Annotated in this window: 13 protein-coding genes and 3 tRNA genes; 9 read left to right on the top strand and 7 right to left on the bottom strand. The window is 63.2% G+C overall.

What is annotated here, in order from left to right:
* The first annotated feature begins 13 nt into the window (after window positions 1–13).
* A complete protein-coding gene (gene murB, locus A1D30_RS10120) occupies window positions 14–1,087 on the top strand; it encodes a UDP-N-acetylmuramate dehydrogenase (RefSeq protein WP_063460595.1) in 1,074 nt (357 codons plus the stop codon).
* 47 nt (window positions 1,088–1,134) lie between these two features.
* On the opposite strand, the gene A1D30_RS10115 is transcribed toward murB, so the two are convergent.
* From A1D30_RS10115 to A1D30_RS10090, 6 genes are all read right to left on the bottom strand, one after another.
* The gene (locus tag A1D30_RS10115) at window positions 1,135–3,546 is read right to left on the bottom strand and encodes an ATP-binding protein (protein ID WP_063460594.1); all 2,412 of its coding nucleotides are present in this window, start codon (window positions 3,544–3,546) and stop codon (window positions 1,135–1,137) included.
* A 7-nt stretch (window positions 3,547–3,553) separates the two neighbouring features.
* Window positions 3,554–4,078 (bottom strand): molybdopterin-dependent oxidoreductase, encoded by a 525-nt coding sequence (locus A1D30_RS10110; RefSeq protein WP_082836387.1) that lies wholly within the window; start codon window positions 4,076–4,078, stop codon window positions 3,554–3,556.
* A 230-nt stretch (window positions 4,079–4,308) separates the two neighbouring features.
* Window positions 4,309–5,646 (bottom strand): argininosuccinate synthase, encoded by a 1,338-nt coding sequence (gene argG / locus A1D30_RS10105; RefSeq protein WP_063460593.1) that lies wholly within the window; start codon window positions 5,644–5,646, stop codon window positions 4,309–4,311.
* Between the two features lie 30 nt (window positions 5,647–5,676).
* Entirely contained in the window at window positions 5,677–5,994 is a 318-nt protein-coding gene (locus A1D30_RS10100) for a pyrimidine/purine nucleoside phosphorylase (RefSeq protein ID WP_063460592.1), read from the bottom strand.
* 183 nt (window positions 5,995–6,177) lie between these two features.
* A complete protein-coding gene (locus tag A1D30_RS10095) occupies window positions 6,178–6,828 on the bottom strand; it encodes a glycine zipper 2TM domain-containing protein (RefSeq protein WP_063460591.1) in 651 nt (216 codons plus the stop codon).
* 173 nt (window positions 6,829–7,001) lie between these two features.
* Window positions 7,002–7,388 (bottom strand): ArsC family reductase, encoded by a 387-nt coding sequence (locus tag A1D30_RS10090; RefSeq protein WP_063460902.1) that lies wholly within the window; start codon window positions 7,386–7,388, stop codon window positions 7,002–7,004.
* A 60-nt stretch (window positions 7,389–7,448) separates the two neighbouring features.
* Here A1D30_RS10090 and folC point away from each other — a divergent pair, with 60 nt between their 5' ends.
* From folC to A1D30_RS10050, 8 genes are all read left to right on the top strand, one after another.
* Entirely contained in the window at window positions 7,449–8,774 is a 1,326-nt protein-coding gene (gene folC, locus A1D30_RS10085) for a bifunctional tetrahydrofolate synthase/dihydrofolate synthase (protein ID WP_063460590.1), read from the top strand.
* A 34-nt stretch (window positions 8,775–8,808) separates the two neighbouring features.
* Entirely contained in the window at window positions 8,809–9,657 is an 849-nt protein-coding gene (locus A1D30_RS10080; RefSeq protein WP_063460589.1) for an SPOR domain-containing protein, read from the top strand.
* A gap of 42 nt (window positions 9,658–9,699) precedes the next feature.
* Window positions 9,700–10,188, top strand: a complete 489-nt coding sequence (locus A1D30_RS10075) for a CvpA family protein (protein WP_063460588.1) — start codon at window positions 9,700–9,702, stop codon at window positions 10,186–10,188.
* A 78-nt stretch (window positions 10,189–10,266) separates the two neighbouring features.
* The gene (gene purF / locus A1D30_RS10070; protein WP_063460587.1) at window positions 10,267–11,772 is read left to right on the top strand and encodes an amidophosphoribosyltransferase; all 1,506 of its coding nucleotides are present in this window, start codon (window positions 10,267–10,269) and stop codon (window positions 11,770–11,772) included.
* A gap of 123 nt (window positions 11,773–11,895) precedes the next feature.
* Window positions 11,896–13,317, top strand: a complete 1,422-nt coding sequence (gltX, locus tag A1D30_RS10065; RefSeq protein WP_063460586.1) for a glutamate--tRNA ligase — start codon at window positions 11,896–11,898, stop codon at window positions 13,315–13,317.
* A 65-nt stretch (window positions 13,318–13,382) separates the two neighbouring features.
* A tRNA-Ala gene (locus tag A1D30_RS10060) sits at window positions 13,383–13,458 on the top strand.
* 30 nt (window positions 13,459–13,488) lie between these two features.
* Window positions 13,489–13,564: transfer RNA gene (locus A1D30_RS10055), tRNA-Glu, on the top strand.
* A gap of 53 nt (window positions 13,565–13,617) precedes the next feature.
* A tRNA-Asp gene (locus A1D30_RS10050) sits at window positions 13,618–13,694 on the top strand.
* A 319-nt stretch (window positions 13,695–14,013) separates the two neighbouring features.
* Here A1D30_RS10050 and A1D30_RS10045 read toward each other — a convergent pair.
* Window positions 14,014–14,772, bottom strand: coding sequence for a 3-hydroxyacyl-CoA dehydrogenase (locus tag A1D30_RS10045; RefSeq protein WP_063460585.1), 759 nt, complete (start codon window positions 14,770–14,772; stop codon window positions 14,014–14,016).
* Between the last annotated feature and the right edge of the window lie 96 nt (window positions 14,773–14,868).

Genomic DNA, 14,868 nt, shown 5'->3' with positions numbered 1-14,868 from the left:
GACAATCGGGCCAATGGTAGTCGAGAAAAACGTCCCTTTGCAGCCCTGCAACACCTTCGGCATTGCTGCACGCGCGCAGACGCTGGTGCGTGTGCACTCCTCAGCCGATGTGCTGGCCGTGCTGGCCGACCCGGAGCTGGCATCTGCGCCCAAGTTTGTGCTGGGCGGTGGCAGCAACATCATCCTGACCGGCGATGTGAAGCCCGTGGTGCTCAAGATGGAGATCAAGGGCCTGCGCCTGGTGGAAGAAACCCCCAAGGCCTGGATCGTGGAGGCAGGCGCTGGTGAGGTCTGGCACGACTGCGTGGCCTGGACGCTGGCGCAGGGCTTTCCGGGGCTGGAGAACCTGTCCCTGATCCCGGGCACCGTGGGCGCCTCGCCCGTGCAGAACATCGGCGCCTATGGCGTGGAACTGCAGGACCGGTTCGAATCGCTGGACGCCATCGACCTGGCCACGGGCCGCACTTTCACGCTGGACGCCGCACAGTGCGGCTTTGGCTACCGGGATTCGGTGTTCAAGCACGCGCCCTCGGACATGCCCGGTGCGGACGGGTTGCCCCGGGGCATGGGTCTGGAAGGGCGTGCTGTGATCACCCATGTGCGTTTTCGCCTGCCCAAGCCCTGGAAACCGGTGCTGGGCTATCTGGACCTGGAGCGCCGCATGGTGGAAGAGGGTGTGTCGCAGCCCACAGCCCAGCAAATCTTCGATTGGATCTGCGACATCCGCCGCGCCAAGCTGCCCGACCCGGCCGTGGTGGGCAATGCGGGCAGCTTCTTCAAGAACCCCACGGTGTCGCCCGACCAGTGCGCCGACATCATCGCGCGCGAGCCGCGCATCGTGCACTACCCCATGCCCGACGGAACCATCAAGCTGGCGGCGGGCTGGCTGATTGATGCCTGCGGCTGGAAGGGCAAGTCCATCGGCAAAGCCGGCGTGTACGAAAAGCAGGCGCTGGTGCTGGTGAACCGGGGGCAGGGCGCCGACAGCGTGACGGGCGGCGAGGTGATGACGCTGGCCAAGGCCATCCAGACCAGTGTGTACGAGCGCTTCGGTATCCGGCTGGAGCCGGAACCGGTGGTGGTTTGAGCCGTGGGCTGGCTGCGCTGGTTGTCTTTTGCTCTTTGCGGTCGCTCTCAGTTCATCAATCCGACGTCGTGCCGTTCCAACACTGATTCAACATCCGTCAGTCCCATGCGTAAACACATCGCGTGAGCCATTACCCAGGCACTCGCAAGTTCGATTCGCATTGCGGGGACCTCTGCAGGAGCTATATAGGCCTTTTCCAATTGCAAGGCCAGTGTTGCGAGCTTATGGAAGCCCAGGTTGGCTGCTGCACCTTTGAAGGCATGGGAGGAGTTCCGCAGATCATGGGGGCGCTCTTCCTCGACTTCCTTCAAGGCTCTCAGCAGCGCATCCAGCGCCCCGGACTCATCACAAAAAAAGCTGCGCAGCAGTGATCGATAGCCTTGGGCGGACACGCCAATGCACACGTCTCCAACCATTGCCATGTCGATGTGCGCCCCGAGGTCGCCAGGTTTGAACCGCTGGCGCGGGCGTGGCAGGTTATTTCGTGCCGATGAGTCCACTGCTGACGACGTTGTTGCCTGTCCCCCTGCGGGCGTGAACGGGAGTGTCGCCGAATCGTTGAAATTGCCGGTCGGAGCCACTGTGTCTGTAGCGGGCAGCCCGGGCGCGCCACGCAGCCCAAAAAAGCCCATCAGCGTTGATTGCAGTGTTGCCGCATTCACCGGTTTGCTGACGAACCCGTTCATGCCACATCCCACGGCCTTGTCGCGTGCCTGGGCGAAGACATCGGCCGTGAGCGCGATGATGGGGAGTTGCTTGGGGCCCATCGATTCGCGGATGCGGCGGGTGGCGTCGAAACCGTCAAGCACGGGCATGTGCAGGTCCATCAGCACCAGGTCCGGGCGATGGCTTTGCACTGCGATGCAGGCCTGTTCGCCGTTTTCGGCAAACACCACGGTGTGCCCCATGTCTTCCAGCAATGCGCCCATGTACTTGCGGTTGACCAGATGGTCGTCTGCCACCAGCACGGTCAGGCCCTGCACGTCAACCGGGCGCAGCGCGGGAGGCTGCTCGATGGCCTGCCCGGGCTCGGTGTCGGCCTTTGTGGCGACGGGCAGCGGTAGCAACACGGTAAAGGTGCTGCCGTTGCCGGGCGTGCTGGTCACCGAGATCTCGCCACCCATGCGCCGCGCAAGGTTGCGCGATATCTCCAGCCCCAATCCGGTGCCGCCAAATCGACGGGATGTGCTGTCGTCCCCTTGTGAGAAACGCTTGAACAGTTTGGACAGGGTGTGGGCGTCCATGCCGATGCCCTCGTCGCTGACCTGCAGGCGCAGCGGGTAAGCGGCAGGCGACCCCGCAGGGCCGGGAACTGCCTCGCCACGCAACAGCAGCAGCCGCACTGTGCCGCTCTCGCTGAACTTGATGGCGTTGGTGATCAGGTTCAGAACGATCTGTTTGAGCCGCGTACTGTCGGCCTGTACCCACTGCGGCAAGTCTGCAGCGCAATGTGTGTGAAAACTGAGGCCCCTCTGTGCGGCCACGGGTTGCATCAGGTGCTCGACACTGGCCACCAGGGCGTGGAGGTCCATGGCATGCGGGTGGATCGCCATCTCGCCCGTTTCCATGGCAGACACGTCCAGAATGTCGTTCAGCAACGAGAGCAGGTGGTCTGCAGAGCCCTTGGCCGTGCCCACGTATTCCTTCTGCCGGGCGGTGAGCGCCGTTCGCTCCAGCAGGCTCAACATGCCCAGCACGCCGTTGAAGGGCGTGCGCAGTTCGTGGCTCATGTTGGCCAGGAACTGGCTTTTGCCACGGTTGGCCTCTTCTGCCGCTAGATTGGCTTCCTGCAAGTTCTGGGTGAGCTGTTGCAGGGCGCAGCGCGCTTCTTCAACCCGGCGATGGCGTCTGGCCAGCGCGGTTGCGGCTGCAAGCAGCAGCACAAGCTGCGCCACGATCAGCACCATGATTTGCCGCCCCTGGTGGATCATGGTCGATTCCTGCTGTTCCAGCTGTACTGCTGTGTGTCGCGTCGCTGCCATGGTCAGTTCCTGAACCTCAGGCCCCATAGCGTTCAAGTTGGGCAGCAACCCGCCCAGCTGTGGCCGTGACGGTACGGAGGGAGGCAGTAGCAAGGCATCAACTTCGCTCATCAAAGCCGCGAGTTTCGTCAGAGTATTTCTGTACTCCGCGCGTTCCTGCAGGGCCGTGGTGCTGGGGGTGTCTTGCATAAGCTGCAGGCGGCTGGCAAACAGATCGCTGCGCAACCTGAGGGCATCGAGGTCCAGGTCTGCAGAGCTGTTTGCGGCGACTTCGATGGTCTGCCGCAACCGCAGAAATTCCCGCTCCAGCTGGAACGACAGCGCCGTAATGGAGTCACTGCGTAAATTGGCGCTTTGAAGGACCGCTTGCTGCTGCGTAGCCTGCATCACCAGCAGGACAGCCATCACGCCCGCCATGACGACGGTGCCCAAGGCCAGCCATAGCAAGTAGCGCTGACTTTCGTGGTAGGCAGGCATTTGGGCGTCAATCCACCTTCAGGGATTTGAGCTGCCAGGCAGAGCGGCCATAGTATTTGGAGGCCTTCAGCTCAGGCGTAGTATCGAAAGGATAGATGATGAACAGCGGCCCCTTTGTGCGTACTGAGATTGGCTGGTCATTGACGCGGTGGGCCACGATCACGTCGAATTGCCGCGCGTCATCCACCGGAATGCTGGTTTTGTAGTCGTTGATTGCCATGGCTTCCAGCGTGGTGCCTTGGGCTTTGGCCGCAGCAAGCACATCGCGCAGCAGTGGGCCAGTGAATTTAGTGGGCTCTTTGTACCAGGGCGTACTGGTCACAAAACTACGCTGGGGCAGTGCTTCCAGCATGGCAAGGTCGAATACTGCGGCTCCTGCGTGGTTCATCTCCCCCACCTTCCCTGAAATGGTCAGGATCACAGTTCCTGTTGGCGGCTGCAACGCCCAGGCCGGTGCTAGCAGAAGCAGGACCGTACTCAGCACAAGCGCGCGGCGCGAGACGGATTTCGGGGGCGAAAAAGGAATAGGCATCGCAAGCTCCGTGAGTAAAGTGTTCGAAGTGATAATTATAATGGAAATATGATTTAAATGATATTTTCGTAAGTGTGAGATGAAATTTCGCAAAAATGCCAGCGGATTTGGCAAAAAAAAAGCCACCGTCTCCGGTGGCTTTGCTCATTTTTTGATAGCTGCTAGCGCATGATGGTCGCGCGCAGGAGCCATTTTTTACCACTATTTTGAGTGGCAAACCCCCGCCAAACTCACTTGCGGTCGTTTTCCAGCTGCGCCAGGGCTGCATTGCCACCCAGCGACAGCAGGCCTGCACGCGCATACACACCCAGCTTGTCGCGCGTGTCCGAGATGTCCAGGTTGCGCATGGTCAGCTGGCCGATGCGGTCCAGCGGGCTGAACGGCGCGTCTTCCACCTTTTCCATCGACAGGCGTTCGGGCGCGTAGGTCAGGTTGGGCGATTCGGTGTTGAGCAGCGAGTAGTCGTTGCCACGGCGCAGTTCCAGCGTCACGGTGCCGGTCACGGCGCGGGCCACCCAGCGCTGGGCGGTTTCGCGCAGCATGATGGCCTGGGGGTCGAACCAGCGGCCCTGGTACAGCAGGCGGCCGAGCTTCAGGCCGTTCAGGCGGTACTGCTCGATGGTGTCTTCGTTGTGGATGCCGGTCACCAGGCGTTCGTAGGCAATGTGCAGCAGTGCGAGGCCGGGGGCTTCGTAGATGCCGCGGCTCTTGGCTTCGATGATGCGGTTTTCAATCTGGTCGCTCATGCCCAGGCCATGGCGGCCGCCGATGCGGTTGGCTTCCAGGATCAGCTCGACCGGGTCATTGAACTCCACGCCGTTCAGGGCCACGGGCTGGCCTTCTTCAAAGCGCACCGAGACTTCCTCGGCCTTCACTTCGACTTCCGGCTTCCAGAATGCCACGCCCATGATGGGGTTGACGATGCGGATGCCGCTGTTCAGGAACTCCAGGTCCTTGGCCTCGTGCGTGGCGCCCAGCATGTTGCTGTCGGTGCTATAGGCCTTCTCGGCGCTCATCTTGTAGCCAAAGCCGGCCTGGGTCATGAACGCCGACATTTCGGCGCGGCCACCCAGCTCATCGATGAACAGCTGGTCCAGCCAGGGCTTGTAGATCTTGAGCGAAGGGTTGGTGAGCAGGCCGTAGCGGTAGAAGCGCTCGATGTCGTTGCCCTTGAAGGTCGAGCCGTCGCCCCAGATGTTGACGTCGTCTTCCTTCATCGCGGCCACCAGCATGGTGCCGGTCACGGCGCGGCCCAGGGGCGTGGTATTGAAGTAGGTCAGGCCGCCGGTGCTGATGTGGAAGGCGCCGGCCTGCAGGGCTGCAATGCCTTCGTGGGCCAACTGCGTGCGGCAGTCCACCAGGCGGGCCTTTTCGGCGCCATATTCCATCGCCTTGCGGGGGATGGCGTCGTAGTCGGGCTCATCGGGCTGGCCCAGGTTGGCGGTGTAGGCATAGGGCATGGCGCCCTTGAGCTTCATCCAGTGCAGCGCGGCGCTGGTATCGAGGCCGCCCGAGAAGGCGATGCCGACTTTTTGCCCCAGGGGCAGGTTTTGGAGAATGGTGGCCATGTGCGGGGTCCGTTGCGGTGTGGGGTGCGATCAGCCGAAGTGGCAGATGTAGTGGTAGGCCTCGGTCACGCGGATGTCGAACTTCGAGTTGCCGGGCACGCTGAACTTGTCGCCTGCGGACGACTTCACCCAGGCATCGGTGCCAGCCAGTTTGTATTCACAGGAGCCTGCGACGCATTCCATGATCTCGGGCGCACCGGTGTTGAAGGTCAGCGTTGCGGGCAGCACCACGCCCACCGACTTCTTCGTGCCATCGGGGAAGGTGATGCCGTGGCTCACGCACTTGCCGTCAAAGTACACATTGGCCTGGGTGGTGACGGACACGCCGTCGATTTTTTCGGTGGTCATGGATAGCGCAGGATGGGGTTAGAGGAAATCCGCGATTTTAGGGCAGGGGTGGCGCGGCCTCGGCGGCCAGGCCCAACGAAACCTGCGCGAGGGGCCGGAGCGCCAAGAAAAAGAGCCCCGAAGGGCTCCAATCCTGGGTGGCGAATGCTCGGGGCCTGGGTGTTGGGGGCCCCAGGCGCCCGTTCAGCGCCAGTAGGGGTTGCGGTGGTGCGGGTAGTGCGGCCGGTCGTAGCCGTACTCGATCACCGTCACGGGCGGCGTCACATAGGTGGGCTGCTGGTAGACCGGTTGCACCGGGTAGGTGGATGTCACCACGCCGGGCTGGCTGTACACGCCTTGTTGGGCATACGGGTCAGGCTGGGTGGAATAGGTCTGGCCCGTGGGCTGCACGCTCAGCGGAATCCAGCGGCCGGGGTCGTTCTGGGTGCGCGTGGTGTATTGCCTGCCTGCGTACTCGTACACCACGTTGTAGCCTACGGTACGGTTTTCGTAGTAGGTCTCGGTGGTGCAGTGCTGCACGTTTTGGTACTGCGGCTGGCCGCCTTCGATCTGGTTGCCCAACACGGCCCCGCCGATCACGCCGATGGCCGTGGCGGCTGCGCGGCCGCTGCCCTTGCCGATGGCATTGCCAGCGGCACCGCCTGCAATGGCGCCCATCACGGCGCCTGCGCCGCTGGTGCGGTTGCCGCTGTACACGGTTTCGTTGCCACACACCTGCTGGGGGATGCCCACCTGTTGCACGATGGGTGTGGCGGACAGCACACGGCCCTGTTCCTGGGCGCTTGCCAGGGAGGCGATAGCAGCCATGGCGGAAAAAACGACGATCTTTTTCATGGAGAAACTCCTTTCGGGTCGGTACATAACGCGCCGAACACAAGAAAAGTTTAGGCCCGTGACGTCAATTCGGGTCCTGGCAGCCGTAAATCTGCGTAAAGATTTGTGCGATTTTCCCGCGTTGGCGGGCAAATGTCAGCCGGTCATTCAGTCGGTATGACCCTGCAGGTTCGTCAGCCTTTGGGCGCTGCGTCGCACCAGGCCTGCCACTGATCGGGCACAAAGCCCACAGATACCTGGGTGTGGTCTGCGTTGTGCCATTCGACCACCGGCCGTTTGATCACACTGGGCTGGTCTTGCATCAGGGTGCTGGCGCTGGTGTCATCCGTGACCGCCGCCTGGGTGCTGGCATCCAGCTTGCGCCAGGTGGTGCCCTGGCGGTTGACGAGCTTCTGCCAGCCCACGGCGTTCAGCCAGCCGGGCAGTTGGCCGGTGGGCACGCCTTGTTTCTTGAAGTCGTGGAACTGGTAGTCCAGCCCTTGTTCGGTGAACCAGGCGCGGGATTTTTTGACGGTATCGCAGTTGGGGATGCCGTAGAGGGTGATGCGGGCGTTGGTCATGCCGCGCATCATCCTCGAAAACGCCGTGGGGAATGGGGCTCGGCGACAATCCCGGGCTGTATGCAAACCAAACCCCACACTCTGGAAGGCTGGCTGCGCCATTGCGAGCAGCTGCACCCCCGCAACATCGACATGGGCCTGGACCGGGTCAGCGTGGTGGCACGCCGCATGGCGCTGAGTTTTGAATGCCCGGTGATCACGGTGGCGGGCACCAACGGCAAGGGCTCCACCTGCGCCATGCTGGAGGCCGTTGCCCAGCAGGCGGGCTACCGCACGGGGGTGTACACATCGCCCCATCTGGTGCATTTTGAGGAGCGCTGCCGTGTGCATGGCGAAAGCGTTTCTGCTTCTGATTTGGTAGCGCACTTCGAAGCTGTGGAGCGCGCAAGGGTCCAAAATGGCGATGAAATATCGCTGACCTATTTCGAGTTCACCACCCTGGCCATACTGCGGCTGATGAGCCATGCGCGGCTGGATGTCGCGATCCTGGAAGTGGGCCTGGGGGGGCGGCTGGATGCGACCAACATCATCGATGCCGACTGCGCCGTGATCACCAGCATCGACATCGATCACACCGAATTTCTGGGGCCCGACCGCGAGAGCATTGGCCGGGAGAAGGCGGGCATCATGCGCACCGGCCGTCCGGTGATCGTGAGCGACCCCATGGCCCCGCAGAGTGTGGTGGACCATGCGCGCGAGATCGGGGCAGACCTCTGGAGCTTCGGGCGCGACTTCAACTTCTCGGGCGACAAGCAGCAGTGGAGCTGGGCGGGGCGGGGGCGGCGTTATGCCGGGCTGGCCTATCCCTCGCTGCGGGGCGCTAACCAGCTGGTGAACGCCTCGGGCGTGCTGGCGGCACTGGAGGCCCTGCGCGACCGCCTCCCGGTGACTGCACAGGCCGTGCGCAATGGTCTGGCCCTCGTGGAGTTGCCCGGCCGATTCCAGATCGTGCCCGGCCAGCCGACCCTGGTGCTGGACGTGGCGCACAACCCCCATTCGGTGGCGGCGCTCACGGCCAATCTGGATGCGATGGGGTTCTTCCCTACCACACACGCTGTTTTTGGTGCCATGGCCGACAAGGATCTCGGGCCCATGCTGGCCAAGGTGGGCCCCCTGGTGGACCGCTGGTACTTCACCAACCTGCCCACCCCGCGCGCCGAGGCTGCCGCCACGCTGCAGCAGAAGTGGAATGCCGTGCAGATGGTGGCCGGTGGCCGCCGGGATGTGACATCGAGCGTGCATGCAGACCCCATGCAGGCCCTGGCTGCGGCGGTGGCTGCGGCAGACCCCGCTGATAGAATCGTGGTCTTTGGCTCGTTTTATACGGTGGGCGGTGTGCTGATCAACGGAACACCTCGCCTGCAGGCCAAACATCTGGGCCAATAGGGCAGGTTCTGAGGTCCGCACGGGTCGTTACTCCATGGCATTTTTCAAGTTTCGGTGGCCCGGGCAGGGTGAGCAGCAACAGGCCGAAAAACCGTCCAAGCGTGGCGCACGCACGCCGCAGGCCGAGAGTATCGAGGTGATGCGCCGCCGGGCCCGCCACCGGCTGATCGGCGCTGCCGTGCTGGTACTGGTCGGGGTGATCGGGTTCCCCCTGCTGTTCGACACCCAGCCCCGGCCTGTGCCCGTCGATATCCCCATCGAGATTCCTGACCGCAACAAGGTGGCGCCGCTGGTTGTGCCTGCGCCTGTGGCCGAAGCCCCCGTGGCCAAGCCTGCGACGCCTGCTGTGCCCCCGGTGGCCGCCCCTGCGGCGCAGCGTTCGTCGGCGCCGCGCAGCGCGGCTGCCAATGGGCTGACGGAAGGGGAAGAGCTGGTGCAAAGCCCGCGTCCGTCCGCCGCCAAACCAGCGCCTGCAGCGCCTACCGTGGCTGCGGCCGCCCCTGCTGCTGCACCCAAGCCCGACACCAAGCCGCCCGTGGCACCTGCGCCCGCGCCGGAGCCCAAACCTGCGCAACGCCCCGATGACTCGGCGCGTGCCCGGGCCTTGCTGGAAGGCCGCAGCGCCGAACCGGCAGCCAGTGCAAATGCCGAAGAAAGCCGTTTCATCGTGCAGGTGGGGGCGTTTGCCGATGCCGAAAAGGCCCGTGAAGCGCGCACCAAGGTGGAGCGTGCCGGCCTCAAGACCTACACCCAGGTGGTGGACACCAAGGACGGAAAACGCACACGGGTGCGTGTGGGGCCGTTCAACAACCGGGCCGAGGCAGATAAAGCGGCTGCGCGCATCAAGGCGCTGGAGCTGTCGGCCTCGGTGCTGACGCTGTAAGCCGGGCGGCCTGGCCTTTTCTGTTTTCTGCTGTTTGTGCCCATGGCTGCGCTGGATTGGATTTTTGTCGCGGTGCTGCTGGCTTCGATGCTGGTCGGTGCCTGGCGTGGCCTGGTGTTTGAAGTGTTGTCGCTGTTGGGCTGGGTGGTGTCTTTTTTTGTTGCGCAGTGGTTTGCGGCGGACATGGCCGCGCTGCTGCCCCTGGGCGAGTCGGCGGGGTCGTTGCGGTATGCGGCGGGCTTTGTCATGGTGTTCGTGGCGTCGGTGTTTGCCTGCGGGTTTGTGAGCTGGCTGGCCAAGAAGCTGATCGAGGCGATTGGCCTGCGGCCCGCTGACCGCACGCTGGGGGCTGTGTTTGGCGTGCTGCGCGGCATGGTGCTGCTGCTGGTGGTGGCTGTGGTGGTGGGGCTGACCTCGCTGCACGAGGCGTCCTGGTGGCAGGAGTCACAAGCCGCCCCGGTGCTCGCCGAAGTGCTCAGGGGCTTGAAACCGGCGTTGCCGGAAGAATTTGGTAGGCATCTGCCTTCTTGATATCGGTGGGGTGGCGGTCACAAGCTGCTGCCATGGGGTTGCCGCGGGGCTGTTCCCGCAAACGGATGGAAACTTACTATGTGTGGAATCGTCGGCGTCGTCAGCACAGCGCCCGTCAATCAGCTGATCTATGACGCCTTGCTGCTGCTGCAGCACCGCGGCCAGGACGCAGCGGGCATCGTGACCCAGCAGGGCCGCAAGTTCTTCATGCACAAGGCCAAGGGCATGGTGCGCGACGTGTTCCGCACGCGCAACATGCGCGCCCTGCCGGGCAATGTGGGTCTGGGGCAGGTGCGCTACCCCACGGCAGGCAATGCCTACAGCGAGGAAGAGGCGCAGCCTTTTTACGTGAATGCGCCGTTTGGCCTTGTGCTGGTGCACAACGGCAACCTGACCAATGCGCGCGAACTGCGCAACGAACTGTTCCTGACGGACCACCGCCACACCAACACCGAGAGTGACTCGGAAGTGCTGCTCAATGTTCTAGCGCACGAGCTGGAGCGATCCACCCGGGGTGTGCCGCTGCAGGTCGAGGATGTCTTCGCTGCCGTGCGTGCCGTGCACAAACGCGTCAAGGGCTCGTACGCCGTGATCGCCCTGATTGCGGGCCATGGTCTGCTCGCGTTCCGGGACCCCCATGGCATTCGCCCCCTGGCCCTGGGCCGCAGCCAGGACGGCACGGTGATGGTGGGCAGCGAGTCGGTGGCGCTGGAAGGCACATCCCATGTGTTCGAACGCAACATCGACCCCGGTGAGGCCGTGTTCATTACGCTGGACGGCCAGGTCCATGCGAGCCAGTGTGCCGAGAAGCCGCAGCTCAACCCCTGCATTTTCGAGTTCGTGTACCTTGCCCGTCCTGATTCGGTGCTGGATGGCATTTCGGTGTACCAGGCGCGTCTGAATCTGGGCGAGGCCCTGGCCAAGCGCGTGGTGTCCACCGTGCCGCCCAATGAGATCGATGTGATCATCCCAATCCCCGAATCGAGCCGCCCCAGCGCCACGCAACTGGCGCACCTGCTGGGCATTCCGTACCGCGAAGGCTTCGTCAAGAACCGCTATGTGGGCCGCACCTTCATCATGCCGGGCCAAGGCGTGCGCAAGAAGTCCGTGCGCCAGAAGCTCAACGTGATCGGCAGCGAATTCAAGGGTCGCAACGTACTGCTGGTGGACGACTCCATCGTGCGCGGCACGACCAGCCGCGAAATCGTGCAGATGGCGCGCGATGCGGGCGCCCGCAAGGTGTACCTGGCCAGCGCCGCACCGCCGGTGCGTTACCCCAATGTGTACGGCATCGACATGCCCACCAGCAGTGAACTGGTGGCCCATGGCCGCACGGTGGAAGAGATTCGCCAGGCGATTGGCTGCGACGCACTGATCTACCAGGACGTGGACGGCATGAAGAAGGCGGTGGGTTCGCTCAATGCGTCCATTGCTGGCTTTGATGCCTCGTGCTTTGACGGTGTGTATGTCACGGGTGACATCACGGCAGAAGACATTGCCCGCCTGAACGAAGGGCGCGTGGGCGTGGAAGAGGGCGAGGAAGACACCTCCCGCCTGGCGTTGCCGAACGCGCAAGAGGCCTGAGCGCCAAGGCCGCATAGCTGAGAGGGCGGTGTGGCGGTTCCCCGCCCGCCGCCCGTCGGATTGATGGCAGACCGATTGACCGAATCTTGACACTGGCCCCGAAAGGGGCCAGACCTTATTGATATGACTGAAACCACTGCTTCCAGCGCGGGCCGCGTGCGCACCCGGTTCGCCCCGTCTCCCACGGGCTTTATCCACCTGGGCAACATCCGCTCGGCGCTCTACCCCTGGGCGTTTGCACGCGCCACGGGGGGGGATTTCATCCTGCGCATCGAAGACACCGACCTGGAGCGCTCCAGCCAGGCGGCGGTAGACGTGATCATCGAAGGCATGGCCTGGCTGGGCCTGGACCACGATGAAGGCCCGTTCTACCAGATGCAGCGCATGGACCGCTACAAGGCGGTGCTGGCCGACCTGCAGGCGGCTGGCCATGTGTACCCCTGCTACATGAGCGTGGCCGAGCTGGATGCCCTGCGCGAAAAGCAGATGGCCGCCAAGGAAAAGCCCCGCTACGACGGTACCTGGCGCCCCGAAGACGGCAAGACCTTGCCACCGGTGCCCGCAGGTGTGTTGCCCGTGCTGCGCTTCAAGAACCCGCGAGGCGGTGTGGTGGCGTGGGACGACAAGGTCAAGGGCCGCATCGAGATCCGCAACGACGAACTCGATGACCTCGTGATCGCTCGCCCCGATGGCACGCCCACCTACAACTTCTGCGTGGTGGTGGACGACATCGACATGGACATCACCCATGTGATCCGTGGGGACGACCATGTGAACAACACGCCGCGCCAGATCAACATCTTCCGCGCGCTGGGCAAGGAGCCACCGGTGTACGCCCACCTGCCCACCGTGCTGAACGAGCAGGGCGAGAAGATGAGTAAGCGCAACGGTGCCAAGCCCGTCACGCAGTACCGCGACGAAGGCTACCTGCCCGACGCCATGGTGAACTACTTGGCGCGCCTGGGCTGGAGCCACGGCGATGACGAGATCTTCAGTCGTGCTCAGTTCCTTGAATGGTTCAACCTCGACCACCTAGGCCGCAGCGCCGCCCAGTTTGACGAAGCCAAGCTGCGCTGGGTGAATGCCCAGCACCTCAAGGCCATGGCCGACGACGCGCTCGCCGCTCTGGTCGCGCCGCAGCTGCAACAGCGGGGTGTGTCGGAGCAGGCGCTCGCCGATGGCCGCCTGGTGCGCATCTGTGCGTTGTTCAAGGACCGTTGCGACACCACGGTGGCGCTTGCCCAGTGGGCGCATGTGTTCTATGGCGACGTGACGCCCGTGGAGGCCGAGCGCGCGCAGCATGTCACCGACGCCATTGCGCCCGCGCTGGATGCGCTGGCCGATGCACTGTCTGTCTGCGAATGGGACAAGGCCTCTATCGGCGCCGCCTTCAAGCAGGTGCTGGTCAACCAGGGCTTGAAGATGCCTCAACTGGCCATGCCAGCCCGTGTTCTCACCGTGGGCACGGCCCACACGCCATCGGTCGATGCAGTGCTGGAATTGGTCGGACGTGAAAAAGTTGTAGCGCGTTTGCGAAACCGCTAAAAATCTGTCTATAATTCAAGGCTCAGATGATGACAACAAATACAAAGTGTTTGGAGTCATTAAGTGGGGGTATAGCTCAGCTGGGAGAGCGCTTGCATGGCATGCAAGAGGTCATCGGTTCGATCCCGTTTACCTCCACCAAAATTTGTTAATGGTTAGTTCCAAGGTTTTGACCCTATCGTCTAGAGGCCTAGGACATCACCCTTTCACGGTGAGTACCGGGGTTCGAATCCCCGTAGGGTCGCCAAGTTTGTAGCACTTGGCTTGTGTTGAAGAATGCAAGCGAAAAGCTGCCTGCCAGGAGTGGTAGTTCAGTTGGTTAGAATACCGGCCTGTCACGCCGGGGGTCGCGGGTTCGAGTCCCGTCCACTCCGCCAGTCATCAACCGCTGCAGTCGCAAGGCTGCAGCGGTTTTTTTATGTCCCACTCTTTTTGGCTCTTGCAGTCCAATGGAGCGCAAAAAGTTTTGCGTGTGTTGCGAAAAGGGCTGCCGGTCTGGCCGGATGGGGCCCCGGGAGGCAAAAAGCCCATCGCCGAAAGGGCGGTGGGCGTGATGTGCCCAGCACCTGTGCGCCGAACAACAACGCCATTCAGGTGCGGCACCCCGGGCCGTGGGGCGACGGGTGCACATTGCATGCTGCCCGCGGGACACCTGCTATCAATAGGGTCATGCAGGGTGCAACGGGGCAGGGGCTGTCAGCGTGGTGCCAAACGGATGGCGCCGTCCAGGCGAATCACTTCGCCGTTGAGCATGTCGTTCTCGAAGATGTGCTTCACCAGCTTGGCGTAGTCCTGCGGTGTGCCCAGCCGGCTGGGGAAGGGCACGCCAGCCGCCAGCGCGTCCTGCACTTCCTGGGGCATGCCAAACAGCATGGGCGTGCCGAAGATGCCGGGGGCAATCGTCATGTTGCGGATGCCGTTGCGCGCCAGGTCGCGGGCAATCGGCAGGGTCATGCCGACCACGCCGCCCTTGGAGGCGGAATAGGCGGCCTGGCCGATCTGGCCGTCATACGCGGCCACGCTGGCGGTGGAGATCAGTGCGCCGCGCTCGCCGGTGGCCTCGGGCTCGTTCTTGCTCATGGCTTCGGCGGCCAGGCGGATCATGTTGAAACTGCCGATCAGGTTGACGGTGATGGTCTTGCTGAACAGGGCCAGCGCGTGCGCGCCGTTCTTGCCCACGGTTTTTTCGGCGGGCGCGATGCCTGCGCAATTGACCAGGCCCATGAGTTTGCCCAGCGACACGGCCTTGGCCACCACAGCCTGGCCATCGGCCTCGTTGCTCACATCACATTTCACGAAGGCGCCGCCGATTTCCTTGGCCACGGCTTCGCCTTTTTCGGCCTGCATGTCGGCAATGACCACGGTGCCGCCCTGGGCGGCCAGCATGCGTGCCGTGCCTTCGCCCAGGCCCGATGCGCCGCCGGTGACGATGAATACCTTGCCCTTGATGTCCATGGGGTGTCTCCAGTAAGTGACGTTAACGTAAACGTCAATTATGGCGCATCTCCTTGCGGCGCTGAAGGCGAAAAAAAGCCCGGGCTAGCCGGGCTT

This window comes from Acidovorax sp. GW101-3H11, from assembly GCF_001633105.1.
In the GTDB taxonomy this organism is placed as follows: Bacteria; Pseudomonadota; Gammaproteobacteria; order Burkholderiales; family Burkholderiaceae_C; genus Acidovorax.
The sequence above is the reverse complement of the archived record's forward strand: the minus strand, read 5'-3'. Positions and strand labels throughout refer to the sequence as shown.